At 73.0% G+C, this 24,363-nt stretch carries 23 protein-coding genes; 15 read left to right on the top strand and 8 right to left on the bottom strand.

Annotated features, from left to right (window positions below; translation table 11 throughout):
- Positions 1-19: 19 nt before the first annotated feature.
- The 3 genes from OG514_RS12705 (at position 20) to OG514_RS12695 (ending at position 3,085) form a co-directional block, all read left to right on the top strand.
- Positions 20-1,519, top strand: a complete 1,500-nt coding sequence (locus tag OG514_RS12705) for a DUF2252 domain-containing protein (RefSeq protein ID WP_266893969.1) — start codon at positions 20-22, stop codon at positions 1,517-1,519.
- Between the two features lie 420 nt (positions 1,520-1,939).
- On the top strand, positions 1,940-2,683 hold the full coding sequence (locus OG514_RS12700) for a hypothetical protein (RefSeq protein ID WP_266900838.1): 744 nt from the start codon (positions 1,940-1,942) through the stop codon (positions 2,681-2,683).
- A 57-nt stretch (positions 2,684-2,740) separates the two neighbouring features.
- Positions 2,741-3,085 (top strand): rhodanese-like domain-containing protein, encoded by a 345-nt coding sequence (locus tag OG514_RS12695; RefSeq protein ID WP_266893967.1) that lies wholly within the window; start codon positions 2,741-2,743, stop codon positions 3,083-3,085.
- A 6-nt stretch (positions 3,086-3,091) separates the two neighbouring features.
- Here OG514_RS12695 and OG514_RS12690 read toward each other — a convergent pair whose 3' ends face one another.
- The 6 genes from OG514_RS12690 to paaA form a co-directional block, all read right to left on the bottom strand.
- Entirely contained in the window at positions 3,092-4,225 is a 1,134-nt protein-coding gene (locus OG514_RS12690; protein ID WP_266893965.1) for an acyl-CoA dehydrogenase family protein, read from the bottom strand.
- A gap of 119 nt (positions 4,226-4,344) precedes the next feature.
- Positions 4,345-5,448 (bottom strand): 2Fe-2S iron-sulfur cluster-binding protein, encoded by a 1,104-nt coding sequence (locus OG514_RS12685; protein ID WP_266893963.1) that lies wholly within the window; start codon positions 5,446-5,448, stop codon positions 4,345-4,347.
- A complete protein-coding gene (gene paaD / locus OG514_RS12680) occupies positions 5,449-5,946 on the bottom strand; it encodes a 1,2-phenylacetyl-CoA epoxidase subunit PaaD (protein WP_266893961.1) in 498 nt (165 codons plus the stop codon).
- Positions 5,940-6,644, bottom strand: a complete 705-nt coding sequence (gene paaC / locus OG514_RS12675; protein WP_266900837.1) for a 1,2-phenylacetyl-CoA epoxidase subunit PaaC — start codon at positions 6,642-6,644, stop codon at positions 5,940-5,942. Before paaC ends, paaD begins: the two co-directional genes overlap by 7 nt.
- A gap of 62 nt (positions 6,645-6,706) precedes the next feature.
- Positions 6,707-6,994: a 1,2-phenylacetyl-CoA epoxidase subunit PaaB gene (gene paaB, locus OG514_RS12670; RefSeq protein WP_266893959.1), complete on the bottom strand. Its 288-nt coding sequence runs from the start codon at positions 6,992-6,994 to the stop codon at positions 6,707-6,709.
- The gene (gene paaA, locus OG514_RS12665) at positions 6,991-8,013 is read right to left on the bottom strand and encodes a 1,2-phenylacetyl-CoA epoxidase subunit PaaA (protein WP_266893957.1); all 1,023 of its coding nucleotides are present in this window, start codon (positions 8,011-8,013) and stop codon (positions 6,991-6,993) included. Before paaA ends, paaB begins: the two co-directional genes overlap by 4 nt.
- 112 nt (positions 8,014-8,125) lie before the next feature.
- Between paaA and OG514_RS12660 the strand changes: the two genes are divergently transcribed.
- The 3 genes from OG514_RS12660 to OG514_RS12650 are packed head-to-tail and all read left to right on the top strand — an operon-like array spanning position 8,126 to position 10,928.
- Positions 8,126-8,968 carry a DUF5819 family protein gene (locus tag OG514_RS12660; RefSeq protein WP_266893955.1) on the top strand — a complete coding sequence of 281 codons (843 nt, stop codon included), beginning with the start codon at positions 8,126-8,128 and terminating at the stop codon, positions 8,966-8,968.
- Positions 8,965-10,230 (top strand): HTTM domain-containing protein, encoded by a 1,266-nt coding sequence (locus OG514_RS12655; protein WP_266893953.1) that lies wholly within the window; start codon positions 8,965-8,967, stop codon positions 10,228-10,230. Before OG514_RS12660 ends, OG514_RS12655 begins: the two co-directional genes overlap by 4 nt.
- Positions 10,231-10,262: 32 nt before the next feature.
- Positions 10,263-10,928 (top strand): TrmH family RNA methyltransferase, encoded by a 666-nt coding sequence (locus OG514_RS12650; RefSeq protein WP_266900836.1) that lies wholly within the window; start codon positions 10,263-10,265, stop codon positions 10,926-10,928.
- A gap of 93 nt (positions 10,929-11,021) precedes the next feature.
- Here the strand turns inward: OG514_RS12650 and paaN are convergent, their stop codons facing one another.
- Positions 11,022-12,719, bottom strand: coding sequence for a phenylacetic acid degradation protein PaaN (gene paaN, locus OG514_RS12645; protein ID WP_266893951.1), 1,698 nt, complete (start codon positions 12,717-12,719; stop codon positions 11,022-11,024).
- 124 nt (positions 12,720-12,843) lie between these two features.
- Between paaN and OG514_RS12640 the strand changes: the two genes are divergently transcribed.
- On the top strand, positions 12,844-14,454 hold the full coding sequence (locus OG514_RS12640; protein ID WP_266893949.1) for a 3-hydroxyacyl-CoA dehydrogenase: 1,611 nt from the start codon (positions 12,844-12,846) through the stop codon (positions 14,452-14,454).
- Positions 14,451-15,044, top strand: coding sequence for a TetR/AcrR family transcriptional regulator (locus OG514_RS12635; protein WP_266893947.1), 594 nt, complete (start codon positions 14,451-14,453; stop codon positions 15,042-15,044). The genes OG514_RS12640 and OG514_RS12635 overlap by 4 nt, the downstream gene beginning before the upstream one ends.
- Before the next feature lie 238 nt (positions 15,045-15,282).
- Here the strand turns inward: OG514_RS12635 and OG514_RS12630 are convergent, their stop codons facing one another.
- Entirely contained in the window at positions 15,283-15,756 is a 474-nt protein-coding gene (locus OG514_RS12630; RefSeq protein ID WP_266900835.1) for an Lrp/AsnC family transcriptional regulator, read from the bottom strand.
- A gap of 294 nt (positions 15,757-16,050) precedes the next feature.
- Between OG514_RS12630 and pdhA the strand changes: the two genes are divergently transcribed.
- From pdhA to OG514_RS12595, 7 genes are all read left to right on the top strand, one after another.
- Positions 16,051-17,211 carry a pyruvate dehydrogenase (acetyl-transferring) E1 component subunit alpha gene (gene pdhA / locus OG514_RS12625; protein ID WP_266900834.1) on the top strand — a complete coding sequence of 387 codons (1,161 nt, stop codon included), beginning with the start codon at positions 16,051-16,053 and terminating at the stop codon, positions 17,209-17,211.
- 89 nt (positions 17,212-17,300) lie between these two features.
- Entirely contained in the window at positions 17,301-18,275 is a 975-nt protein-coding gene (locus OG514_RS12620; RefSeq protein WP_266900833.1) for an alpha-ketoacid dehydrogenase subunit beta, read from the top strand.
- Complete coding sequence (locus OG514_RS12615; protein ID WP_266893945.1) at positions 18,275-19,681, top strand: dihydrolipoamide acetyltransferase family protein; 1,407 nt, start codon at positions 18,275-18,277, stop codon at positions 19,679-19,681. Before OG514_RS12620 ends, OG514_RS12615 begins: the two co-directional genes overlap by 1 nt.
- A 144-nt stretch (positions 19,682-19,825) precedes the next feature.
- On the top strand, positions 19,826-20,680 hold the full coding sequence (locus tag OG514_RS12610) for an NTP transferase domain-containing protein (RefSeq protein WP_266893943.1): 855 nt from the start codon (positions 19,826-19,828) through the stop codon (positions 20,678-20,680).
- Entirely contained in the window at positions 20,677-22,089 is a 1,413-nt protein-coding gene (locus OG514_RS12605; protein WP_266893941.1) for a molybdopterin molybdotransferase MoeA, read from the top strand. The genes OG514_RS12610 and OG514_RS12605 overlap by 4 nt, the downstream gene beginning before the upstream one ends.
- A 20-nt stretch (positions 22,090-22,109) precedes the next feature.
- Positions 22,110-23,171, top strand: a complete 1,062-nt coding sequence (locus OG514_RS12600) for a TrkA family potassium uptake protein (RefSeq protein ID WP_266900832.1) — start codon at positions 22,110-22,112, stop codon at positions 23,169-23,171.
- A 97-nt stretch (positions 23,172-23,268) separates the two neighbouring features.
- Complete coding sequence (locus tag OG514_RS12595; RefSeq protein ID WP_266893939.1) at positions 23,269-24,255, top strand: NAD(P)H-quinone oxidoreductase; 987 nt, start codon at positions 23,269-23,271, stop codon at positions 24,253-24,255.
- The last annotated feature ends 108 nt before the right edge of the window (positions 24,256-24,363 follow it).

Here is a 24,363-nt window from a genome sequence, read left to right as displayed (position 1 = left end):
CATCGGGGGAGGGCAGGCAATGGACGAGATCCGAGCCGTGGTGCCGGAACAGCGCGACACGGACGGCGGGACGGACAGCCGCTCGCACAGCGGGGCGGACGGCGTGCGCATGCCGCACGTGCCGGGGTTCGCGCGCCGGGCCACCACCGCCGGCGGGACCACCCGCCCCGTCGGCTCCCCCAAGGAGCGGGGCAAGGAGCTGCGCGAGCGGGTCCCGCGCTCCGCACACCGGCAGCCCGCCCTCGCCGCCGACCGCCCCGACGCCGTCCGGGCCGTCGAGGAGTCGAACCGCGACCGCGTCCCCGAACTCGCGCCGATGCGGGTCGGCAGGATGGCCGCCGGCCCCTTCGCCTTCATGCGCGGATCCGCCGGACTGATGGCCCACGACCTCGCCGGCACCCCCGTCACCGGAATAGCCGCCCAACTCTGCGGCGACGCCCACGCCGCCAACTTCGGGCTCTACGGCGACGCACGCGGCCGGCTCGTCATGGACCTCAACGACTTCGACGAGACCGTCGTCGGCCCCTGGGAATGGGACCTCAAGCGGCTCGCCACCTCCCTCGTCCTCGCCGGCCGTGAAGTCGGAGCGAGCGAGGAGGTGTGCCGGGCCGCCGCCTTCGACACCGTCGGCGCCTACCGGCGCACCATGCGGCTCCTCGCCCGGCTCCCCGCCCTCGACGCCTGGAACGCGATCGCCGACGAGGAACTCGTCTCCCACACCGACGCCCGCGATCTCCTCGGCACCCTGGAGCGGGTCTCCGCCAAGGCCCGCAACAACACCAGCGCCCGGTTCGCCGCCCGGTCGACCGAGGCCGTGACCGACGCCGAGGGCGGCGGCCGCAGATTCGTGGACGCTCCCCCGGTCCTGCGCAGGGTCCCCGACGCCGAGGCGGCCGCCGTCGCCGCCGCCCTCGGCCCGTACCTGGAGACCGTGTCCGAGGACCGGCTGCCGCTCCTCGCGCGGTACGCCGTCCACGACGTGGCCTTCCGGGTCGTCGGCACCGGCAGCGTCGGCACCCGCTCCTATGTCGTGCTGCTCCTCGACCACCGGGGCGAGGCGCTGGTGCTCCAGGTGAAGGAGGCCCGGCCGTCCGCCCTGCTGCCCCACCTGCCGGCCGCGGGCTTCACCGTGCCGGACACCGGCCACGAGGGCCGGCGCGTCGTGCTCGGACAGAAGCGAATACAGGTCGTGAGCGACATCCTGCTCGGCTGGACCACGGTGGAAGGGCGCCCCTTCCAGGTGCGCCAGTTCCGCAACCGCAAGGGCAGCGTCGATCCCGCCGCGCTCACCGTGGACCAGGTCGACGACTACGGCCGGATGACCGGAGCCCTGCTGGCCCGCGCCCACGCCCACAGCGCCGACCCGCGCCTGATAGCCGGGTACTGCGGGAAGAACGAGGAGTTCGACGAGGCCGTAGCCGCGTTCGCCGTCTCCTACGCGGACCGCACCACCGCGGACCACGCGGACCTGCTCGCCGCCGTCCGCTCCGGACGAATCGCGGCCGAGCTGGGCGTCTGACCGACGTCCGCCGGGCTGGGCGTCCGACCGACGTCCGGCCGGCCTGGGCGTCGGCTGACGCACCACGCACGACCAGGGGGAGGGAGGGGAGGGGGAGGGGAGGGGGGAGGCCCCCCTGGAAGGACCGTAGGCTGGGTGGGACGAGCCGGAACGAGGACGTGGGCGGGCGTAGACGTGAGCGTGCACCAGGGTGCGAACGAGGGCCCCGACAGCCAGCGGCCCCAGGACGAGCCGGCCCAGGACGAGCGACCTTTGGGCGCGCCCCAGGGTGAGCAGCCCCAGGGCGAGTCTCCTCAGGGCGAGCAGCCCGAAGGCGAGTCTCCTCAGGGCGAGCCGTCCCAGGACGAGTCGCCTCACGGTGAGCAGCCCCAGGGCGAGTCGCCTCAGGCTGAGCGGCCCGAGGCGCGGCTTGAGCGGGCTGTGCGGGTGGCCGAGCAGGCGTTGATCGAGTTCGAGATCGCGGTCGAGACGTTCCGTGTTGAGGTGGACAACTTCTCGCGGCTGCACCACCAGAAGCTCGGCCCGATGTACGCGCGGCTCGACGAGCTCGATGCCCGGATCGCCGAGGCCCGGGCGGCGCGGAGCGGCGACCCGGAGGATCTGCGGCGTGCGCAGGAGGCGCGGGCTGCGGTCATGCCGATGCCCGGGGTGGACGAGCTGTTCCATGACTGGATCGACTCCGACGGTTTCTCGCCCGAGGCCCAGGCCATGCTCACCGACCGTCCGGTGCAGCCGCCGAAGCGGGTCCGCCCCGGTGAGGAGGCCCGCAGGCTCTACCGGGAGCTGGCCCGTAAGGTCCACCCCGACCTGGCCCGCGAGGAGGACGAGCGGAAGCGGCGCGAGGAGTTCATCACGCGGGTGAACGCCGCCTACGCCCGGGGCGACGAGGCGCTCCTGCGCGAGCTGTCCGCGGAGTGGGAGGCCGGTCCCGTGTCGGCCGAGGAGCGGCTCAGCGAGAGCGAGGAGCTGTACGAGCGCCTGGAGTGGCTGGCGCAGCGCAAGGACATGCTGTCGGCGGTGGCGCGCGAGCTGGAGGAGAGCGCGATCGGCGCGATGCTGCGGATGGCGCCGGAGGACCCGGACCGGCTTCTGGAGGAGATCGCGGAGCAGCTGCTCGCGCAGGTTTCCGAGCGGGAGAGCGAGCTGGCCGAGTTGGTGCAGTAGGTTTTTCCGTGCGCTCGAGTTCCTTCGGGCGGTACTGAACGAGAGAAGGCCGGTCCCATGAATTTCTCCCCGCTGCCCTCGGTGGACGCGGCTTCCGTGCCGGCCGATGCCCTGGTGCTGGACGTCAGGGAGGGCGACGAGTGGGCGGCCGGTCATGTCGAGGGCGCGCTGCACGTGCCGATGAGCGACTTCGTGGCTCGCTTCGGTGAGGTGACCGAGGCGGTGGCCGAGCGCGGTCGGGCGTATGTGATGTGCCGGGTGGGTGGCCGTTCGGCGCAGGTCACGCAGTATCTGGTGCAGCAGGGCTTCGACGCGGTGAACGTCGAGGGCGGAATGCTCGCCTGGGACGGTGCCGGGCGCCCGATGGTGGCGGGTACCGGAAGCCCGGCCTTCGTTCTCTGACGGGTCTCAGTCGAGGAGGTGGGTGGCCAGCAGGTCGCCCAAGGCTTCCTCGTGGGCGGCGGCGGGGCCGAGCGAGAGTTCCAGGTGCTTGGCCCAGGCGTGGTAGCGGTGCAGGGGGTAGTCGGTGTCGGCGCCGAAGCCGCCGTGCAGGTGCTGGGCGGTCTGCACCACTCGTCGTACCCCTTCGGAGGCCCAGATCTTCGCGACGGCGATGTCCCCGGCGGCGGGGAGTGCCGCTTCGGCTGCGCTGGAGAGACGCCAGGCGGCCTGCCAGAGGGTGACTTCCATGGCGCGCAGGTCGATGTAGCGGTCTGCGGTCTGGACGGCGACGGCCTGGAAGGTGGCCACGGGGTGGCCGAACTGTTCGCGTTTCCCGGTGTATTCGCTCGTCATGGTGAGGACGGCTTCGCCGAGGCCGAGGGCGAGCGCGCAGGTGCCGGTGGTGAGGAGTCCGCGCAGCCGGTCCCAGGCGCCTTCGGTGTCGATGACGTCGGTGCCGTCGAGGCGTATGGCGTCGAGCCGTAGTTCGGCGAGGAGTTCACCGCTGGTGGAGTACTGGGCGGTGAGGGTGAGTCCGTCGTGCGTGCGGGGCAGCAGGGCGAGGACGGTGGCGCCGTCGGCGGTGTGCGCGGGTACGGCGATGATGTCGGCGCCGTGGGCCCAGGGGACGGCGGTCTGGAGGCCGTCGAGGATCCAGTGGGTGCCGTCGCGGCGGGCTGTGACGGCGCGCTCGGCGGGGTCGTGGCCGGTGCTTCCCTGGGCGGCGGCGGTGAGGACGAGTTCGCCGCGGACCACGCGGGGGAGCAGTGCGGCGGCCGTTTCCGGGGGTGCGTACCGCTCGACGGTCATGGCGACGGCGCTGGTCTCCAGGAGGGGGACGCGGGCGAGGACGCGGGCCGATTCGCGCAGGACGAGGCAGAGGGCGACGGGGTCGAGCCCGCCGCCGCCGTGTTCCGGGGACACCACGAGGCCCAGCAGGTCGGCGGCGGCGAGGCGGGACCAGAGCGTTCGGTCGAGGTCCTCGGACACGGCGCCCGGGGTGAGGGCGGGGCTCGGTACGGCGTCGGGCGTGACGCCGGAGAAGACCGCCTTGGCCGCCTCGACGGCTGCCTGCTGCTCTTCGGTGAAGGTGAAGTCCACTGCCCTGCCCTCCCGTTGTGCCCCTGCTGGTCCTGACGGTTCGTCAAGATAGAACAGGTTCTAGTGGAAGGGAATGGTGGCGCCGCAGTTGGTCGGCTGTGGCGCCGGGGCCTCTCTCGTCAGCGGTCGAAGTCCAGCTCCACGTCCGGGGTGACCGGATGGGACTGGCAGGCCAGCACGTATCCGGCTTCGGTCTCTTCCGGTTCCAGCGCGAAGTTGCGGTCCATCCGCACCTCTCCGCCGACGAGGAAGGCGCGGCAGGTGCCGCACACCCCGCCCTTGCAGGCGTACGGGGCGTCCGCGCGGGAGCGGAGCACCGTGTCGAGGAGCGTCTCGCCGCGGTCCACGGGCCAGGTGCCGGACCGGCCGTGCAGGGTCGCGGTCAGCGTGGCGTGCGCGGGGGTGTCGGCCGTCGGGACCGGGGCGGGCGCGGAGCCGTCGTCGACGTGGAAGATCTCCTGGTGGATCCGGCCGCGGTCGACGCCGAGGCCGCGCAGTGCCTGCTCGGCGCCCTGGACGAGCCCGAAGGGCCCGCAGAGGAACCAGCCGTCGATCGCCTCGACCGGCAGCAGTGAGGGCAGCAGGGCGGCGAGCCGCTCGCGGTCGAGCCGGCCGGACGGCAGACCCGCCTGCTGCTCCTCCCGGGAGAGGACGGTGACCAGCTGGAAGCGGTCGGGGTAGCGGTCCTTCAGGTCGGCGACCTCGTCGAGGAACATCGTGGACGCGGCGGTGCGGTCGCTTCGGATCAGGCAGAACCGGGCCTCGGGCTCGCGGGCGAGCAGGGTGGCCGCGATCGACAGGACCGGGGTGATGCCGCTGCCGCCGACGACGGCCGCGAAGTGGCCGGGGCGCGGGGTGAGCGAGAAGCGGCCCATGGGCTCCATGACCTCGACGAGGTCGCCGACGGCCAGCTCTTTGAGGGCGTACGTCGAGAACGAGCCGCCGTCGACGAGCCGGATGCCGACGCGCAGGACGGGGGGTTCGCCGGCCGGGGTGGCGGGGGCGCAGATCGAGTACGTGCGCCGGATCTCCTCGCCCTGTTCGCCGGTGCGGCGCAGGGCGAGGTGCTGGCCGGGGAGGTGCCGGTACGTTTCGTGGAGCTCGGGCGGGACCGCGAAGGTGACGGCCACGGAGTCGTCTGTGAGCCGCTCGACCTCGCTCACCGTGAGGGGATGGAACCCGGCTCGTCCGGCGGCCGGGCCGCCCACGCCTGAGGACTCCATCTACAGCTCCTTGAAGTGGTCGAACGGTTCGAGGCAGGCGGTGCAGCGGCGCAGGGCCTTGCACGCGGTGGAGGAGAAGCGGCTCAGGAGTTCGGTGTCGGTGGAGCCGCAGTGGGGGCAGCGGATCGCCAGGGTCAGCGGGATCGGGCCGCCGGCCGGGCCCTGGGGGCGCGGCGGTGCGACTCCGAACTCGGCGAGTTTGCGCCGCCCTTCCTCGCTGATGTCGTCGGTGGACCAGGCGGGGGCGAGGACCGTGACGACGGAGACCTCGGGCACTCCGTGTTCGTGGAGGGCGCGCTCGATGTCCGAGGACATGGTCTCGACGGCGGGGCAGCCGGTGTACGTCGGGGTGAGGGCGACCTCGACCCGGCCGGGGCCGGTGACCTGGACGCCCCGGAGTACGCCGAGCTCCGCCAGGGTGAGGACGGGCAGCTCGGGGTCGAGGACGGCGCCGGCGACCCGGCTCAGCTCCTCCTCCAGGGCGGTCATGGTCACCATGTCGCCCCCGGGTGGCTGCGGTGCAGGTGCTGCATTTCGGCGATCATCCGGCCGAAGGACTCGGTGTGCAGGCCCTGTCGGCCGGCGCCCGCGGCCCAGGCGCCGGTGCGCGGCCCCTCGGGCACGGTGAGCGTGGCCCTGCCGAGGACGTCCGTGACCGAGGTCAGCCAGGCGCTCTCCATGGCCGCGTGGTCGACGTCGAGGCCTTCGACGGGCTGGAACAGCTCGCCCGTGTACCGCCAGAGGGCGGCGCAGGCGCGCTGCATGCGCTCGTGGCTCTCGGCGGTGCCGTCGCCGAGGCGCAGGGTCCAGTGCTCGGCGTGGTCCTGGTGGTACGCGACCTCCTTGACGGCCTTGGCCGCGAGGCCGGCGAAGGGGCCGTCGCCGGAGGCCAGCTGCCCGTAGAGAAGGTGCTGGTAGGTGGAGAAGTAGAGCTGCCGGGCGATGGTGTGGGCGAAGTCGCCGTTCGGCTGCTCGACCAGTTGGACGTTCCGGAAGGAGCGCTCCTCGCGCAGGTACGCGAGCTCGTCCTCGTCGCCGACGAGGGAGAGCAGGATGCGGGCCTGGCCGAGGAGGTCGAGCGCGATGTTCGCCAGGGCGACCTCCTCCTCCAGGACGGGGGCGGAGCCGGCCCACTCCCCCAGGCGGTGGGAGAGGACGAGGGCGTCGTCGCCGAGGGCGAGTGCGGCGCCGGTGATCGCGGCTTCGGGGGTCGCGGCCCCGGGGGTCGCGGCGCTCTCGCGTGTGTCGGGGGTGGCGCTCACAGGTGCTTCACCCCCTCCGGGATCTCGTAGAACGTCGGGTGGCGGTAGGGCTTGTCCGCGGCCGGCTCGAAGAAGGGGTCCTTCTCGTCGGGCGAGGAGGCGGTGATCCCGGAGGAGGGGACGACCCAGATCGACACGCCCTCGCTCCTGCGGGTGTACAGGTCACGGGCGTTGCGCAGGGCCATCTCCGCGTCGGGCGCGTGGAGACTGCCCGCGTGGGTGTGGGACAGCCCGCGGCGGGAGCGCACGAACACCTCCCACAGCGGCCAACCGTCGCTCGTCATGCCTGTGCCTCCCCGTGCTTGCCGGTGTGCTTGTGCTTCTCCGCGTGGGCCGCCGCGGCTTCCCTGACCCAGGCGCCGTCCTCGTGGGCCTGGCGCCGCTTGCTCAGCCGCTGGTCGTTGCAGGGGCCGTTGCCCTTGAGGACGTCCCAGAACTCGACCCAGTCGATCGCGCCGAAGTCGTAGTGCCCGCGCTCCTCGTTCCACCGGAGGTCGGGGTCGGGGAGGGTGAGTCCGAGGGCCTCGGCCTGCGGGACTGCGATGTCGACGAAGCGCTGGCGCAGCTCGTCGTTGGAGTGCCGCTTGATCTTCCAGGCCATCGCCTGGGCGGTGTGGGTCGACTCGTCGTCCGGCGGGCCGAACATCATCAGCGAGGGCCACCACCAGCGGTCCACGGCGTCCTGCGCCATGGCGTGCTGGGCCTCGGTGCCGTTCGACAGGGCGAGCAGCGCCTCGTACCCCTGGCGCTGGTGGAAGGACTCCTCCTTGCAGACCCTGACCATCGCACGGGCGTACGGCCCGTAGGAGCAGCGGCACAGCGGGACCTGGTTGGTGATCGCGGCGCCGTCCACCAGCCAGCCGATCGCGCCGACGTCGGCCCAGGTCAGCGTGGGGTAGTTGAAGATCGAGGAGTACTTCTGGCGGCCCGAGTGGAGCTTGTCGAGCAGCTCGTCCCGGCTGGTGCCGAGGGTCTCCGCGGCGCTGTACAGGTACAGGCCGTGGCCGGCCTCGTCCTGGACCTTGGCCATGAGGATCGCCTTGCGCCGCAGCGAGGGCGCGCGGGTGATCCAGTTTGCTTCCGGCTGCATGCCGATGATCTCTGAGTGGGCGTGCTGCGCGATCTGCCGGACGAGCGAGGCGCGATAGGCCTCGGGCATCCAGTCGCGCGGCTCGATCCGCTCCTCGGCGGCCACGGCGGCGTCGAACACGGCCTCGTAAGCGGCCTGCTCCGCCGCCACGGCCGCGTCCGACACGCCGGGCACGCCCGTGGTCTCTGCCGTCCCTGCCGTCACTGCGGTCATCGGACCCCCTACCGACCGATCGTTCGGTTGAATGACTTCAATGGTGAGTCGACGGCCCGTATGGTGTCAACCCTGTGGATAACCGAGGTGGGCCGATCGAGATCGGGGCGGGATGGACGCGCACGTCGAAAAGGACGCGGCTGACGTGGCCGACGGCCGTCCGACACCCCCTGCGGACGCCTCTCCGGATGCCCCTCCGGATGCCTCTGCGGACGCCCTGAGGGATCCCTCGGCGGACTCGCCGACAGACACCCCGGACGCGTCGCACGCCCCGGACACCGCACACACGGCGGGCCGCGCGACCACCGGGATCATGGCCCTGTCGATGCCCTACCAGGTCGTCCTCGCCGTGGCCCTCGCCGTCGTCGGGGTCTTCGCCTGTGTCCATCTGGCGATGGTGTTCCTGCACGTGGCGCCGTCCAACACCCTGACCAAGCGGCACGGCCAGGCCGTCGACGACTGGGTCTACCCCGAGTTCGAACAGAACTGGAAGCTCTTCGCGCCCAATCCCCTCCAGCAGAACATCTCCGTCGAGGTCCGCGCCGAAGTCGCCACCGCCGACGGAAGCCGCACGACCGGCTGGATCGACCTCACCGCCCAGGACGCCGCGGCGATACGGCACAATCCGATGCCCAGCCACGCGCAGCAGAACGAGCTCCGCCGGGCCGTGGACTTCTACCTCAACACCCACTCCGACGACCACAGCCCCAGCGGGCTGCGCGGCCGCCTCTCGGAGGAGTACATGCGCCGGATCGCGATGCTCCGCCTCGGCGACCTGCCCGGTGACGTGAAGCGCGTACAGCTGCGTACCGCCAGCCGGGCGGTCCCCGCCCCCAAGTGGAGCACCGAGAAGATCGACACCGCCCCCTCCTACCGCGACTTCCCGTGGTGGCCGGTCACCGACGCCGACCGGCCCACCGGGGCCGACCGAGGCCACACGGAGGCGGGCCGATGAGCACCTCGAACCCGAACCCGAACCCCGCCGCCACGCGCGCGCGTGGACGTGCCCGCGAGCCCTTCGACCGGCGGCTCGCCCGCGCCGTCCAGACCGTCACGGGCCGCTCCCTCGGCCCGTACCAGACCGCGATCGTGCGGATCGGCTTCTCGCTGACCTGGCTGTTCTTCCTGCTGCGCGAGCTGCCGTTCCGGCACGAGCTGTACGGCCCCGACGGCCCCTGGTCCTGGGAGATGGCCCGCCGGCTGATCGCCGACAACCGGTCCTTCACCGTGCTCATGTGGTCGGACGGCGGCCTCTGGTTCGAGCTGGTCTACGGGCTCGCCGTGCTCTCCGCCGTGCTGCTCCTGGTCGGCTGGCGCACCCGCGCCGTGTCGGTGGTCTTCATGGTCGGCGTGCTGTCCCTGCTGAACCGGTCCGTCTTCGTGGGCGACGGCGGCGACAACGTCCTCCACCTCGCCGCGATCTACCTCGTGCTGACCCGCTGCTCCCAGGTGTGGTCCCTCGACGCCCGGCGGGCGGCCCGTGAGGCCCGTGCCGCCCGGGCCGGGGAGCCGCCGCGTCAGGATCGCGTCGGCCCGCTCCTGTGGACGGTGCTCGGCGGCTTCCTCCTCGCCACCACCTGGTTCAGCGAGGTCACCGGCGAGTGGTGGCTGCCGGTGCTGCTGTGGGTCCTGTGGCTGGGGAACGGCCTGTGGTGGCTGGTCTGCCGGTACGCGCCGGAGGAGCCGCGCACCCTGCTCGACGCCCTCGCCCACCTCGCGCACAACGCCGCCCTCGTCGTGATCATGGCTGAGGTCTGTCTGATCTACGCCACGGCCGGCTGGTACAAGATCCAGGGCTCGCGCTGGCAGGACGGCACCGCGCTGTTCTATCCGCTGAACCTGGACTACTTCACGCCCTGGCCGGCCCTCTCCGAGTTGCTCGGCACCAGCGGGGTCATGGTGATGCTGCTGACCTACGGCACGGTGATCGTGCAGGTCGCCTTCCCGTTCACGCTCTTCCGCCGCAAGGTCAAGAACGTCCTGCTCGTCGTGATGATGCTGGAGCACGCCGGGATCGCTGTGCTCCTCGGACTGCCGGTCTTCTCGCTGGCGATGATCTCCGCCGACGCCGTGTTCCTGCCGACGCCCTTCCTGCTGGCGCTCGGCGCCTGGGCCGTACGCGGCAGGGACCGGCTGCTGCGGCGCAAGCCCGCCGGGACGCTGCCCGAGCAGCGCCGTACGGGTGAGGAGCACGGTCCCCGTACCCTCGTCGGGTGAGCACCACCGAAGAGAAGGCAGCGCCCGAGACCGTGGCCGAAGCGGGAGCCGAGGCCGTCGAGCCGGTCCAGTACGACGAGGGCTTCGGCCCCGAGATCGGCGTCGGACCGCACGCGGAGCCGTGGCCCGAGGGCGAGCGGTACGACCCCGAGCTGCTCGCCGGCGGCGACCGGCGCAACGTCGTGGACCGCTACCGGTACTGGACGCGGGAGGCGGTCGTCGCCGACCTGGACACCCGCCGCCACGACTTCCATGTGGCCGTGGAGAACTGGGGTCACGACTTCAACATCGGTTCGGTGGTACGGACGGCCAACGCGTTCCTGGCGAAGGAGGTCCACATCGTGGGCCGGCGGCGCTGGAACCGGCGCGGCGCCATGGTCACCGACCGCTATCAGCACGTCCGGCACCATCCGGACACCGAGTCGCTGACCTCGTGGGCGGCGGCCGAGGGCATCCCCGTCATCGGGATCGACAACCTGCCGGGCGCCGTGCCGCTGGAGCGGACCGTGCTGCCCCGCCGCTGCGTGCTGCTCTTCGGGCAGGAGGGCCCGGGACTCACCGAGGAGGCCCGCGCGCACGTGGAGATGGTCTGCTCGATCGCCCAGTTCGGCTCGACCCGCTCGATCAACGCGGGAGCGGCCGCCGCCATCGCCATGCACGCATGGGTGCAGCGCTACGCGGAGATCGAGAGTCCCTGAGCCCGTCCGGCGGATCAGGGCCGGACAGGTCCTGGTGACGTGAGGGCGTAGGCGATACGTGGAGGCCCCGAGGGGCCTCCACGCGTGCGTGCCTCAGGCCTGGCGGCGGACCTCCACCACCCGGAAGCGGTTGGAGACGAAGGCGCCGTCGCACAGGGCGGCGTTCGCCGCCGGGTTGCCGCCGGAGCCGTGGAAGTCGGAGAACGCGGCCGTCTGGTTCACGTAGACCCCGCCCGTGAGGTTCAGCGAGAGCTGGGCCGACTCCTCCAGGCAGACCTCCTCCACCGCGCGCTCGGTGTCCGCCGAGGTCGTGTAGGCCCCGACCGTCATGGCGCCCTTCTCCCGGACGGTGCGCCGCAGCAGCTCCAGGGCGTCGTCGGTGGAGTCCACCGAGACGGCGAAGGAGACCGGGCCGAAGCACTCCGAGAAGTACGCGGCGTCCGCGTCGGGCTTGGAGCCGTCCAGCTTCACGATGACCGGCGTACGGACCACCGCGTCCGGGAAGTCCGGGTTGGCCACCTCGCGGGAGGCGAGCGCCACCTCGCCGAGACCGGCGGCGGCCTCCAGACGCGCCTTCACGTCCGGGTTGACCAGCGCGCCGAGCAGGCCGTTCGCCCGGGCGTCGTCGCCCAGCAGGCCGCCGACCGCCGCGGCGAGGTCGGCGACGACCTCGTCGTACGACTTGGGGCCCTGGTCGGTGGTGATGCCGTCGCGGGGGATCAGCAGGTTCTGCGGGGTGGTGCACATCTGGCCGCTGTACAGGGACAGCGAGAAGGCCAGGTTGGCGAGCATCCCCTTGTAGTTGTCGGTGGAGTCGACCACCACCGTGTTGACGCCGGCCTTCTCGGTGTAGACCTGCGCCTGGCGGGCGTTGGCCTCCAGCCAGTCGCCGAAGGCGGTCGAGCCGGTGTAGTCGATGATCCGGATCTCGGGGCGCACGGCCAGGGTCTTGGCGATGCCCTCGCCCGGCCGCTCGACGGCGAGCGCGACCAGGTTCGGGTCGAAGCCGGACTCGGCGAGCACCTCACGGGCGACCTGGACGGTCAGCGCGAGCGGGAGCACCGCGCGCGGGTGGGGCTTGACCAGGACCGGGTTGCCGGTGGCGAGGGAGGCGAACAGGCCCGGGTAGCCGTTCCACGTGGGGAAGGTGTTGCAGCCGATCACCAGGGCGATGCCGCGGCCGACCGGGGTGAACTCCTTGCTCAGCTCCAGGGGGTCGCGCTTGCCCTGCGGCTTGGACCAGTCGGCCCGGCCGGCGGGGGTGCGGGTCTGCTCCGCGTACGCGTACGCCACGGCCTCCAGGCCGCGGTCCTGGGCGTGCGGGCCGCCGGCCTGGAACGCCATCATGAACGCCTGGCCGCTGGTGTGCATGACGGCGTGGGCGAACTCGTGGGTGCGGGCGGAGATCCGGGCGAGGATCTCCAGACAGACCAGGGCGCGGGTCTCGGCCCCGGCGTCGCGCCAGGCGCCCATGCCCGCGCGCATCGCGGGGAGCAGGACGTCGATGTCGGCGTGCGGGTACTCGATGCCGAGCTCGGGGCCGTACGGCGAGGTCTCGCCCCCGGTCCAGCCGTCCGTGCCGGGCTGGTCGAGCTCGAAGCGGGTGTTCAGCAGGGCCTGGTGGGCGGCGAGGCCGGCCGCCGCGTCGAGCGAGCCGTCCTCCCCGTACGCCTTCGGGTGCTCGGGGTACGGCGACCAGTAGGCACGGGTCCGGATGGTGTCGAGCGCCTGGTCGAGCGTGGACCGGTGCTTCTCGGCCAGTCGGTCGGTGGTCGGCAGAGCGGTGGCCATGGGTGGACCAACTCCTCGTCGAGCTGGGCAGGGAGACACGTACGGAGTTAGAGTAACCGAACGATCGGTCGGGACAAGGGGGCCTGTCGATCCTGTGGAAAACCCATCGGGGAGGATCACTCCTATGAGCGCCAACGTGACCGTCAGGGGGAGCGACGACGTGACCGCCAGTGAGCCTGCCGCCGCCGTGGAAGCCGCAGAAGCCGTAGCCGAAGGGGCCCTCGGGCCCGTCGGGCCGGACCGTACCGTCGCCGTCGTCGGCACGGGCACCATGGGCCAGGGCATCGCCCAGGTCGCCCTGGTCGCCGGCCACCCGGTGCGCCTCTACGACAGCGCCCCGGGCCGCGCCGAGGAGGCCGTGGCCGCCCTCACCGCCCGCCTCGACCGGCTCGTCGAGAAGGGGCGCCTGGACGCCACCGCGCGCGAGGCGGCCGTCGGCCGCCTGTACGCCGCACGGGACCTTGAGGAGCTCGCGGACGCGGCGCTCGTCGTCGAGGCGATCGTCGAGCTGCTGCCCGTCAAGCAGCAGCTCTTCGCCGACCTGGAGAAGGTCGTCGGCGACGACACCGTCCTCGCCACCAACACCTCCTCGCTCTCCGTCACCGCCATCGCGGGAGGCCTGCGGCTGCCCGGCCGGTTCGTCGGACTGCACTTCTTCAACCCGGCGCCGCTGCTCCCCCTCGTCGAGGTCGTCAGCGGCTTCGCCACCGAGCCGGACGTCGCCACGCGCGCGTACGAGACGGTGAAGGGCTGGGGCAAGACCCCGGTGCGCTGCGCGGACACCCCCGGTTTCATCGTGAACCGGGTCGCCCGCCCCTTCTACGCGGAGGCGCTGCGGGTCTTCGAGGAGGGCGCGGCCGACCCGGCCACCATCGACGCGGCCCTGCGCGAGTGCGGCGGCTTCAAGATGGGCCCGTTCGAGCTGACCGACCTCATCGGCCAGGACGTGAACGAGGCCGTCACCCGCTCCGTCTGGGAGTCCTTCTACCAGGACCCGAAGTTCACGCCCTCGCTCGCGCAGCGGCGGCTCGTGGAGTCGGGGCGGCTCGGCCGCAAGACGGGCCAGGGCTGGTTCCCGTACGCGGAGGGCGCCGAGCGGCCCGAGCCGCACACGGCGGCGCCGGCGACGGCGCCCGAGCGGATCGTCGTCCGGGGCGATCTCGGACCGGCGGAGCCGCTGGTGGGGCTTTTCGAGGCGGCCGGGATCACGGTCCGGCGCAAGAAGGGCGACGGCGGGTACATCAAGCTGCCGTGCGGCGGCGAGCTCAGCCTCGCGGACGGCGAGTCCTCCTTCGAGTACCACAAGGAGGAGATCCTCTACTTCGACCTCGCGCTCGACTACGCCGCCGCGAGCAGGATCGTGCTGTCGGCACGCGAGGGCGTCGACCCCGAGATCCTCGCGGAGGCGGTGGGGCTCTTCCAGGCGCTCGGCAAGAAGGTCTCCGTCATCGGGGACGTGCCCGGCATGATCGTCGCCCGTACGGTCGCCATGCTGGCCGATGTCGCGGCCGACGCGGTCGACCGGGGCGTCGCGACGGCGGAGGACGTGGACACGGCGATGCGGCTCGGGGTCAACTATCCCGCCGGACCGCTGGAGTGGGCCGGGAAGGTCGGCTACCGGCGCACGTGCGGTCTGCTCAGGGAGCTGCACTCGCGGTATGCGAACGGCCGCTACGCGCCGGGTGTCGGCCTCATGCGCCGGGGGTACGCCGAGGAAGCGGAGGACTCCCGATGACCACCGCCAAGCGCGACACCTACACCCCCGAGACGCTGCTCTCGGTGGCCGTGCGGGTCTTCAACGAGCGCGGCTACGACGGCACCTCCATGGAGCACCTGTCCAAGGCGGCCGGGATCTCCAAGTCGTCGATCTACCACCACGTGGCCGGCAAGGAGGACCTGCTGCGGCGGGCGGTCAGCCGGGCGCTCGACGGGCTCTTCGGGATCCTCGGCGAGCCGGACGCGGTGCGGGGCCGGGCCGTCGAGCGGGTCGAGTACGTCACCCGCCGCACGGTCGAGGTGCTGATCGCGGAGCTGCCGTACGTGACGCTGCTGCTGCGGGTGCGCGGCAACACGGCCACCGAGCGGTGGGCCATGGAGCGGCGGCGCGAGTTCGACCACAAGGTGGCCGACCTGCTCAAGGCCGCCGCGGAGGAGGGAGACCTGCGGGCCGATGTGGACATCCGGCTCGCGACCCGGCTGCTCTTCGGCATGATCAACTCGCTCGTCGAGTGGTACCGGCCGCATCCGGACGCGCCGGCGGAGCGCGAGCAGCTCGCCCAGACCGTCGCGCACCTGGCCTTCGACGGGCTGCGGACGGCCCGCTGAGGGCTGCGGACGGCCCGCTGTGGGCTGCGGACGGCCCGCTGTGGGCTGCGGACGGCCCGCTGTGGGCTGCGGACGGCCCGCTGTGGGCTGCGGACGGCCCGCTGTGGGCTGCGGACGGCCCGCTGTGGGCTGCGACGGCTGCTGTGGGCTTGCCGAGGCCTGAGGGGCATCTGTCGGGGCTGCCGGGCATCTGCCGAGGCCTGCTGAGGGTCGTCCCGGGCCGCGCCCGGGGCGGCCCTCAGGCGCGTGGATCGTTGTTGAGGTCCGTCTCCTCGAAGACCAGCAGCGTGCGCGTGGACAGCACCTCCGGGATCGACTGGAGCCGGGTGAGGACCAGCTCGCGCAGGGTCCGGTTGTCCGGCGTGTGGACGAGCAGCAGGACGTCGAAATCCCCGCTGACCAGCGCTATGTGTGTGGCGCCCGGCAGCGTCTTGAGCTGCTCGCGGACCGTGCGCCAGGAGTTCTGGACGATCTTGAGCGTGATGTAGGCGGAGGCTCCGTGGCCCGCCCGCTCGTGGTTGACCCGGGCGCTGAAACCGCGGATCACCCCGTCGTCGATGAGCCGGTTGATGCGCGCGTAGGCGTTGGCCCGGGAGACGTGCACCCGCTCGGCCACGGAGCGTACCGAGGCGCGCCCGTCCGTTTGCAGCAACCGCAGGATGTCGCGGTCGATCGCGTCCAGAGGGCGTGCCGGAAGCGCGCCCGTCGGCATGCCGACCGGGGCGCTCAGTGCCTCGCCGGGCACCTCGTTCCCGGTCCCGCCGAGCGCGCCGCCCTCGTCGTCGTCCGGAACCTCGTTCCGGTCGACGGCCATTTGTTCATCCGCCATGTCCCCCCGCCTCTCTCCGGTGGACGACCTGCACATATACCAGGCTGTGGAGAACCGTTTGTCCACAGGCTGGAGGTGCCTGTAGCCAAAATGCCTCCACGACCGAACAATCGGTAGGTGAGGCGCGCCACACTCGCGCCACCCGCCTTCGGGTCTTATGCCCGCTCCCACGAGGAGGTGGACTCGTTGCAACAGCGCAGTTCGACAGTCCAAGAGCCGCCCGGTGCCATTTCCGCCTACCGGCCCACCCCGCCGCCGGCGTGGCAGCCGCGTACCGACCCCGCCCCGCTGCTGCCCGACGCCGAGCCGCTGCGCGTGCTCGGCACGGACGCCGTGGCCGACGCCGACCCCGCGCTGCTGCTCCGGCTCTACGCGGAGCTGATCCGCGGCCGCCGGTACAACACGCAGGCCACCGCCCTCACCAAGCAGGGCCGGCTCGCCGTGTACCCGTCGACCACCGGGCAGGAGGCGGGCGAGATCGCCGCCGCCCTCGCCCTGGAGGAGCGGGACTGGCTCTTCCCCTCGTACCGCGACACCCTGGCGGCCGTCGCCCGCGGCCTCGACCCCGTGCAGGCCCTGACCCTGCTGCGCGGCGACTGGCACACCGGGTACGACCCGCACGAGCACCGCATCGCGCCGCTCTGCACCCCACTGGCCACCCAGCTCCCGCACGCGGTGGGCCTCGCCCACGCCGCCCGGCTCAAGGGCGACGACGTGGTCGCCCTCGCCATGGTCGGCGACGGCGGCACCAGCGAGGGCGACTTCCACGAGGCGCTGAACTTCGCGGCCGTGTGGCAGGCCCCCGTGGTCTTCTTCGTGCAGAACAACGGCTTCGCGATCTCCGTTCCGCTGGCCAAGCAGACCGCCGCCCCCTCCCTGGCGCACAAGGCCGTCGGATACGGGATGCCGGGCCGGCTGGTCGACGGCAACGACGCGGTGGCCGTCCACCAGGTGCTGACCGAGGCCGTGGCCCGCGCCCGGCGCGGCGGCGGCCCCACCCTCGTCGAGGCCATCACGTACCGGATCGACGCCCACACCAACGCCGACGACGCCACCCGCTACCGCGCGGCCGGCGAGGTCGAGACCTGGCGGGCGCACGACCCGATCCTGATCCTCGAACGGGAACTGACGGAGCGCGGCCTGCTCGACGAGGACGGCAAGCGGGCGGCGGCTGAGGCCGCCGAGACGATGGCCGCCGACCTGCGCGAGCGGATGAACGCCGACCCGGTGCTCGACCCGATGGACCTCTTCTCGCACGTGTACGCGGAGCAGACCACGCAGCTGCGGGAACAAGCGGCGCAGCTGCGCGCCGAGCTCGAAGCCGAGGGTGAGGCGTGATGACGACGGCGACGACCGGACCCGCGGCGGACAAGACCGCCGCGAGCACCGGTAAGACCGGCGGGACCGGCAAGGCCAAGCCCGCCACGATGGCGCAGGCGCTCCAGCGCGCCATGCGCGACGCGATGGCGGAGGACCCGACCGTCCATGTGATGGGCGAGGACGTCGGCACCCTCGGCGGGGTCTTCCGGGTCACCGACGGGCTCGCCAAGGAGTTCGGCGAGGACCGCTGCACCGACACCCCGCTGGCCGAGGCCGGCATCCTCGGCGCGGCCGTCGGCATGGCCATGTACGGCCTGCGGCCGGTCGTCGAGATGCAGTTCGACGCGTTCGCCTACCCGGCGTTCGAGCAGCTGATCTCCCACGTGGCGAAGATGCGGAACCGGACGCGCGGCGCGATGCCGATGCCGATCGTCATCCGTGTCCCGTACGGCGGCGGGATCGGCGGCGTCGAGCACCACAGCGACTCCTCCGAGGCCTACTACATGGCCACCCCCGGACTGCACGTCGTCACCCCGGCCACCGTCGAGGACGCCTACGGGCTGCTGCGCGCGGCCATCGCCTCCGACGACCCGGTGGTCTTCCTGGAGCCCAAGCGGCTCTACTGGTCCAAGTCCGACTGGTCCCCCGAGGCGCCCGCGCCCGTGGAGCCGATCGGGAAGGCCGTCGTACGGCGGCGGGGCACCGGCGCCACCCTGATCACCTACGGTCCCTCCGTGCCCGTCTGCCTGGAGGCGGCGGAGGCCGCGCAGGCCGAGGGCTGGGACCTGGAGGTCGTCGACCTGCGCTCGCTCGTGCCCTTCGACGACGAGACCGTCAGCGCCTCGGTGCGGCGCACCGGCCGCGCGGTCGTCGTCCACGAGTCGACCGGCTTCGGCGGCCCCGGCGCGGAGATCGCCGCGCGCGTGACCGAGCGCTGCTTCCACCATCTGGAGGCGCCGGTGCTGCGTGTCGCGGGCTTCGACATCCCGTACCCGCCGCCCATGCTGGAACGGCACCATCTGCCGGGCGTGGACCGGGTCCTGGACGCGGTGGCGCGGCTGCAGTGGGAGGCGGGAAGCTGATGGCGCAGGTGCTCGAGTTCAAGCTGCCCGACCTCGGTGAGGGACTCACCGAGGCGGAGATCGTCCGCTGGCTGGTCAGCGTCGGCGACGTCGTCGCCATCGACCAGCCGGTCGTCGAGGTCGAGACGGCCAAGGCCATGGTCGAGGTGCCCTGCCCGTACGGCGGTGTCGTCACCGCGCGGTACGGCGAGGAGGGCACCGAACTGCCCGTCGGCGCACCGCTGCTGACGGTGGCCGTGGGCGGCACGGGCGCGCCGGAGGAGCTCGCGGAGGCGGCTCCGGGAGCCACCCCCACGGCGGGTGGGACCGCCGCCGAGTCCGCCGTGTCGTCCGAGTACTCGGGCAATGTGCTGGTCGGGTACGGCACGGCCGGGCCCGCCGCCCGGCGCCGCCGGGTACGGCACGAGAGCCACGCCGTGGCACAGGCACCCGCACCCGCCGCGGCCCCGGCACCCGTCGCGGCTCCGGTGGCCGCTGCGGCGCCGGTCGCCGTGGCCGTCGCCGGCCACGAGGGTCCGGTGCCGGTCATCTCGCCGCTCGTGCGGAAGCTGGCCAGGGACCGGGGACTCGACCTGCGGGAGATCCACGGGTCGGGGCCCGAGGGACTGATCCTGCGGGCCGACGTGGAGCTGGCCATCGCGGCCCTGGAGCGGCCCGTCGCCGCACCGGCGCCCGCGTCCGCTCCGGCCGCCGCTTCGGCGCCCGCGCTCGCCTCGGCCGGTGAGCGGGTTCCGCTGCGCGGGGTCCGTGGAGCGGTGGCGGACAAGCTGTCGCGCAGCCGTACGGAGATCCCGGACGCGACCTGCTGGGTCGACGCCGACGCGACCGAGCTGATGGCCGCACGGAGGGCGATGAACGCGGCGGGCGGGCCGAAGATCTCCCTGCTCGCACTCCTCGCCCGGATCTGCGCCCACGCCCTGGCCCGGTTCCCCGAGCTCAACTCCACCGTGGACATGGCGGCCCGGGAGATCGTCCGGCTGCCGTCCGTGCACCTCGGCTTCGCCGCCCAGACCCCGCGCGGCCTGGTCGTCCCCGTGGTCAAGGACGCGGGGACCCGGACGGCCGAGTCTCTGACGGCCGAGTTCGCCCGGCTGACGGAGGCCGCACGGCAGTCCGCACTGACCCCGGCCGATCTGACGGGTGGCACGTTCACCCTGAACAACTACGGGGTGTTCGGGGTCGACGGATCCACGCCGATCATCAACCACCCCGAGGCCGCGATGCTCGGCGTCGGCCGGATCATCCCCAAGCCCTGGGTGCACCAGGGCGAACTGGCCGTGCGTCAGGTGGTGCAGCTCTCGCTCACCTTCGACCACCGCGTCTGCGACGGCGGCACGGCGGGCGGCTTCCTGAGGTACGTGGCCGACTGCGTCGAGCAGCCGGCGGTCCTGCTCCGCACGCTCTGACACCCGACCGGTGCGTACGGGCCCGCCCCTCGGGTCCGTACGCACCGGCCGGCTCGTCCTGGCGAGACAAGCCGGCCGGCCGGGACGTCTCGCGAAGGGAGACGCGCCCGACGGCGGGGACGGGCGGCGGACCATACTGCTCGGGTGACCACCCCACATGACGCCGTCGTACTCGCCGGAGGTGCCGCCCGGCGCCTCGGCGGTGCCGACAAGCCCGGAGTACGGGTCGGGGGCCGGGCACTCCTCGACCGGGTCCTCACCGCCTGCCGAGGCGCGGACCGGACCGTGGTCGTCGGCGATCCCCGCCCGACCGTCCGCCCCGTCCGCTGGACCAGGGAGGACCCGCCCGGCGGAGGGCCACTGGCCGCTCTCGACGCCGGAGTGAGGGAGACCCGGGCCGACGTCCTGCTCGTCCTCTCCGCCGACCTGCCCTTCCTCGACGAGGACACCGTCCGACGGCTGCTCGGGGCGCTCGCCGAGGACCCCGAGGCCGAGGCCGCGCTCCTCACCGACGCCGGGGGGCGGGACCAGCCGCTCGTCGCCGCGTACCGTGCCGCCCCGCTCCGGCGGGAGCTGGCTCGGATCGCCGGGGAGCGCGGCACCCTCGACGGCGGCCCGCTGCGGCTGCTCACGGGCGCGCTGCGGCTCACCCGGGTCGCCGCGGGGCCCCTCGCCTCCTTCGACTGCGACACCTGGGAGGACATCGCCACGGCCCGGGCCCGCATCAGGGAGCATGGGACCGTGCTGGATGAATGGATCACCGCAGTCAAGGACGAACTGGGCATCGAATTGGACGTCGACACCGGCGTGCTGCTCGATCTGGCTCGTGACGCCGCCCATGGCGTGGCCCGCCCCGCCGCACCCCTGACCACCTTCCTGGTGGGCTACGCGGCGGCGAGCGCGGCCGCCGGGGGCGGACCGGAGGCGGTCGCCGAGGCCGCCCGCAAGGCCGCCGCGCTGGCCCAGCGCTGGGCCGCCGAGCAGGACGAGGCCGGATGAGCCTGAAGGAGCCCCTCCCGGTGGCCCCGGGAACCTCCCCGGACGCGGGGGACGGGCAGCCGCACCGGGCCACCGCCTGGCCCGAGGCGCGGGCCGCCGCCGTCCGCGCCGGGGCCTCCGCGCGGGCCGGCCGGGCGCCGCTCGGCGTACCGCTCGGGCAGGCACTCGGCCAGGTCCTGGCCGAGCCGCTCCTCGCCCTCACCGACCTGCCGCCCTTCGACACCTCCGCCATGGACGGCTGGGCGGTCGCGGGGCCCGGACCCTGGACCGTACGCGCGGAGGGTGCCGTCCTTGCCGGGCAGGCGTCCGGGGCCGCGACGGCCGACGGCGAGGCCGTACGGATCGCCACCGGCGCCCGCGTCCCTTCCGGGACCACCGCGGTCCTCCGCACCGAACACTCCCGCACCGAGCACTCCGGTACCGGACGCACCCGTACCGAGCCCTCCGGCACCGAGCACGCAGCTCCCGAGGGCGCCCTGCTGCACGCCCTGCGCGAGGTCGTGCCGGGGCAGGACATCCGGCCCCGGGGTCAGGAGTGCCGCTCCGGTGACGAACTGCTCCCCGCGGGCACCGTCGTGACCCCCGCCGTACTGGGCCTCGCGGCGGCCGCCGGCTACGACGAGCTCCGTGTGGCACCGCGCCCCCGGGTGGAGATCCTGGTCCTCGGCGACGAGCTGCTCACGGCGGGGCTCCCCCACGACGGCCTCATCCGTGACGCTCTCGGCCCCATGCTCGGCCCCTGGCTGACGGCGCTCGGCGCCGACGTTCTCGCCATCCGCCGGATCGGCGACGAGGCCGAGGAGCTGTACGCGGCCGTCACCGGCTCCACCGCCGACCTGGTCCTCACCACCGGCGGGACCGCCGCCGGGCCCGTGGACCACGTCCACGGTGTGCTGGCCAAGGCCGGCGCCACCCTCCTGGTCGACGGGGTGAAGGTCCGGCCCGGCCACCCGATGCTGCTCGCCCGCCTCTGCGCCGAGCCCACCCCCGCCGAGCCCACCCGCGCCGAGCCCACTCACGCCGAGCCCACCCGACCCGGGCACGTCCGCCACCTCGTCGGCCTTCCCGGCAACCCGCTCGCGGCCGTCTCCGGGCTTCTCACCCTGGCCGAGCCGTTCCTCAGGGCCCTGGCCGACCAGGGGCAAGGGGATCCGCCCCGCGTACCCGTCCAGGACGAGGTGCACGGGCATCCGCACGACACCCGGCTCGTCCCGGTCGTCCGCCGTGCTGGACGGGCCGTACCCCTGCGCTACAACGGACCGGCCATGCTCCGGGGCATCGCCACCGCGGACGGCCTGGCCGTCGTCCCGCCCGGCGGCGCACGCCCCGGTCACGAGCTGGATGTCCTCGACCTTCCCTGGCCGACGGCCGAGGGGGCCGTACCGGCCCAAGGAGCGTGTTTCACGTGAAACTTCCCAGTCGTGACGCCATGGCCCGCCACGCGGACGAGCGGATCTCCGGCCCGCAGATCAGGCTGCCGCGCAGGGAGGTCGAGCGTCCGCTGCGTCAGGTCGGCAAGCGGCTGCTCATGGCGCTCGGCGTGCTCCTGGTGACGGTTCTCATCGTCTACATCGACCGCGACGGCTACCACGACAACGCCGACGAGACGCTCGACTTCCTCGACTGCGCCTACTACGCGACCGTGACGCTCTCCACCACCGGATACGGCGACATCGTCCCGTACAGCGACACGGCGCGGCTCGCCAACATCCTGCTGGTCACGCCCCTGCGCGTGCTGTTTCTGATCATCCTGGTCGGTACCACCCTTGAGGTCCTCACGGAGCGGACCCGCGAGGAGTTCCGGCTGAACCGCTGGAGGTCCACCTTGCGCGACCACACCGTCATCGTCGGCTTCGGCACCAAGGGGCGGTCCGCGATCCAGACGCTCTGTGCGACCGGCCTCCGCAAGGAGCAGATCGTCATCGTCGATCCCTCCAACAAGGTGATCGAGACGGCGAACGCGGACGGGTTCGTCGGCGTCGTCGGTGACGCGACCCGCAGTGACGTGTTGCTCCGCGCCGAGGTGCAGCGGGCCCGGCAGATCGTCATCGCCACCCAGCGCGACGACACCGCCGTGCTGGTCACCCTCACGGCCCGCCAGCTCAACCGGGGCGCGAAGATCGTCGCCGCGGTCCGCGAGGAGGAGAACGCGCCGCTGCTGCGCCAGTCCGGTGCGGACGCGGTCATCACCAGCGCCAGCGCCGCCGGGCGCCTGCTCGGCCTCTCCGTGCTGAGCCCCAGCGCCGGCACGGTGATGGAGGACCTCATCCAGCAGGGTTCCGGCCTCGACCTGGTCGAGCGTCCGGTGACCAAGAGCGAGGTGGGCAAGAGCGTGCGGGAGACCGGCGACCTGGTCGTGAGCGTGCTCCGAGGCCACCGGCTGATCGGTTACGACGACCCCGCGGCCAGCCCGCTCCAGCTCACCGACCGGGTGATCACCATCGTGCGCGCCGCGCCGGTCACCCCGCTCAGCACGCCGCCGGAGGACTAGGACCTGACCGGCCGGTCAGGGCCGGACACCCCCGGCCGGGGAGGCGGACCGGCGGGGAGGACCGGCCCCGGCCGGTGCCGGGAGTAGCCTCGCCGCCATGTATGCGATCACGATTCCGGAACCCGGCGGTCCCGAGGCCCTGGTCTGGGCCGAGGTGCCCGATCCCGTGCCCGGCGAGGGCGAGGTCCTCGTCGAGGTGGTGGCGAGCGCCGTCAACCGCGCCGACCTGCTCCAGCGCCAGGGCTTCTACGACCCGCCGCCGGGCACGTCCCCGTACCCCGGCCTGGAGTGTTCGGGCCGGATCGCCGCGCTCGGTCCGGGGGTGGCCGGCTGGGCTGTCGGCGACGAGGTGTGCGCGCTGCTCGCGGGCGGCGGTTACGCGGAGAAGGTCGTCGTCCCGGCCGGTCAGCTCCTCCCCGTACCGGAGGGTGTCGACCTGGCCACGGCGGGGGCACTTCCCGAGGTGGTCTGCACCGTCTGGTCCAACATCTTCATGATCGCGCACCTGCGGCCGGGCGAGACGCTGCTGGTGCACGGCGGCGCGAGCGGGATCGGGACGATGGCGATCCAGCTGGCGAAGGCGGTCGGGGCGCGGGTCGCGGTCACCGCCGGCGGCCCCGAGAAGCTGGCGCGCTGTGCCGAGCTCGGTGCGGACATCCTCATCGACTACCGGGAGCAGGACTTCGTCGAGGAGCTGGCCAAGGCGACGGACGGGGCGGGCGCGGACGTCATCCTGGACATCGTCGGCGCCAAGTACCTGGAGCGGAACGTGAAGGCGCTGGCCGTGAGCGGCCGGCTCGTCGTCATCGGTCTGCAGGGCGGGGTGAAGGGCGAGCTGAACCTGGGTGCGCTGCTCGCGAAGCGTGCCGCCGTCATGGCGACCACGCTGCGTGCCCGCCCGGTGGACGAGAAGGCGGCGATCGTCGCCGCCGTCCGGGAGCACGTGTGGCCGCTGATCGGCGCGGGCACGGTCCGGCCGGTCGTCGACCGGACGCTGCCGCTGAACGACGCCGCCGAGGGCCACCGGGCGCTGGAGTCCGGCAGCCACGTCGGCAAGGTCCTGCTGCTCGCACCCCAGGACTGACACGGGGACACGGCAGGGGCCCGGCACACCGTGTGCCGGGCCCCTGCCGTGTGAAGGGCTTGCAGCCCCTGCCGTACGAGGGACCCGCAGCCCCCGTCGTACGCGGGA

Source organism: Streptomyces sp. NBC_00572 (assembly GCF_026341815.1).
GTDB lineage: Bacteria > Actinomycetota > Actinomycetes > Streptomycetales > Streptomycetaceae > Streptomyces.
The sequence above is the reverse complement of the archived record's forward strand: the minus strand, read 5'-3'. Positions and strand labels throughout refer to the sequence as shown.

Excerpts from the sequence above, each read along its gene's own strand:
- paaA (WP_266893957.1), bottom strand. The coding sequence starts at position 8,013 with ATGACCGCAGTGACGGCAGGGACGGCAGAGACCACGGGCGTGCCCGGC.
- OG514_RS12640 (WP_266893949.1), top strand. The coding sequence starts at position 12,844 with ATGAGCGCCAACGTGACCGTCAGGGGGAGCGACGACGTGACCGCCAGT.
- paaB (WP_266893959.1), bottom strand. The coding sequence starts at position 6,994 with ATGACGAGCGACGGTTGGCCGCTGTGGGAGGTGTTCGTGCGCTCCCGC.
- OG514_RS12685 (WP_266893963.1), bottom strand. The coding sequence starts at position 5,448 with ATGGAGTCCTCAGGCGTGGGCGGCCCGGCCGCCGGACGAGCCGGGTTC.
- OG514_RS12705 (WP_266893969.1), top strand. The coding sequence starts at position 20 with ATGGACGAGATCCGAGCCGTGGTGCCGGAACAGCGCGACACGGACGGC.
- OG514_RS12615 (WP_266893945.1), top strand. The coding sequence starts at position 18,275 with ATGGCGCAGGTGCTCGAGTTCAAGCTGCCCGACCTCGGTGAGGGACTC.
- OG514_RS12600 (WP_266900832.1), top strand. The coding sequence starts at position 22,110 with ATGGCCCGCCACGCGGACGAGCGGATCTCCGGCCCGCAGATCAGGCTG.
- OG514_RS12605 (WP_266893941.1), top strand. The coding sequence starts at position 20,677 with ATGAGCCTGAAGGAGCCCCTCCCGGTGGCCCCGGGAACCTCCCCGGAC.
- paaD (WP_266893961.1), bottom strand. The coding sequence starts at position 5,946 with ATGGTGACCATGACCGCCCTGGAGGAGGAGCTGAGCCGGGTCGCCGGC.
- paaN (WP_266893951.1), bottom strand. The coding sequence starts at position 12,719 with ATGGCCACCGCTCTGCCGACCACCGACCGACTGGCCGAGAAGCACCGG.
- OG514_RS12635 (WP_266893947.1), top strand. The coding sequence starts at position 14,451 with ATGACCACCGCCAAGCGCGACACCTACACCCCCGAGACGCTGCTCTCG.
- OG514_RS12630 (WP_266900835.1), bottom strand. The coding sequence starts at position 15,756 with ATGCCGACGGGCGCGCTTCCGGCACGCCCTCTGGACGCGATCGACCGC.
- OG514_RS12620 (WP_266900833.1), top strand. The coding sequence starts at position 17,301 with ATGGCGCAGGCGCTCCAGCGCGCCATGCGCGACGCGATGGCGGAGGAC.
- OG514_RS12695 (WP_266893967.1), top strand. The coding sequence starts at position 2,741 with ATGAATTTCTCCCCGCTGCCCTCGGTGGACGCGGCTTCCGTGCCGGCC.
- OG514_RS12660 (WP_266893955.1), top strand. The coding sequence starts at position 8,126 with ATGGACGCGCACGTCGAAAAGGACGCGGCTGACGTGGCCGACGGCCGT.
- OG514_RS12655 (WP_266893953.1), top strand. The coding sequence starts at position 8,965 with ATGAGCACCTCGAACCCGAACCCGAACCCCGCCGCCACGCGCGCGCGT.
- OG514_RS12595 (WP_266893939.1), top strand. The coding sequence starts at position 23,269 with ATGTATGCGATCACGATTCCGGAACCCGGCGGTCCCGAGGCCCTGGTC.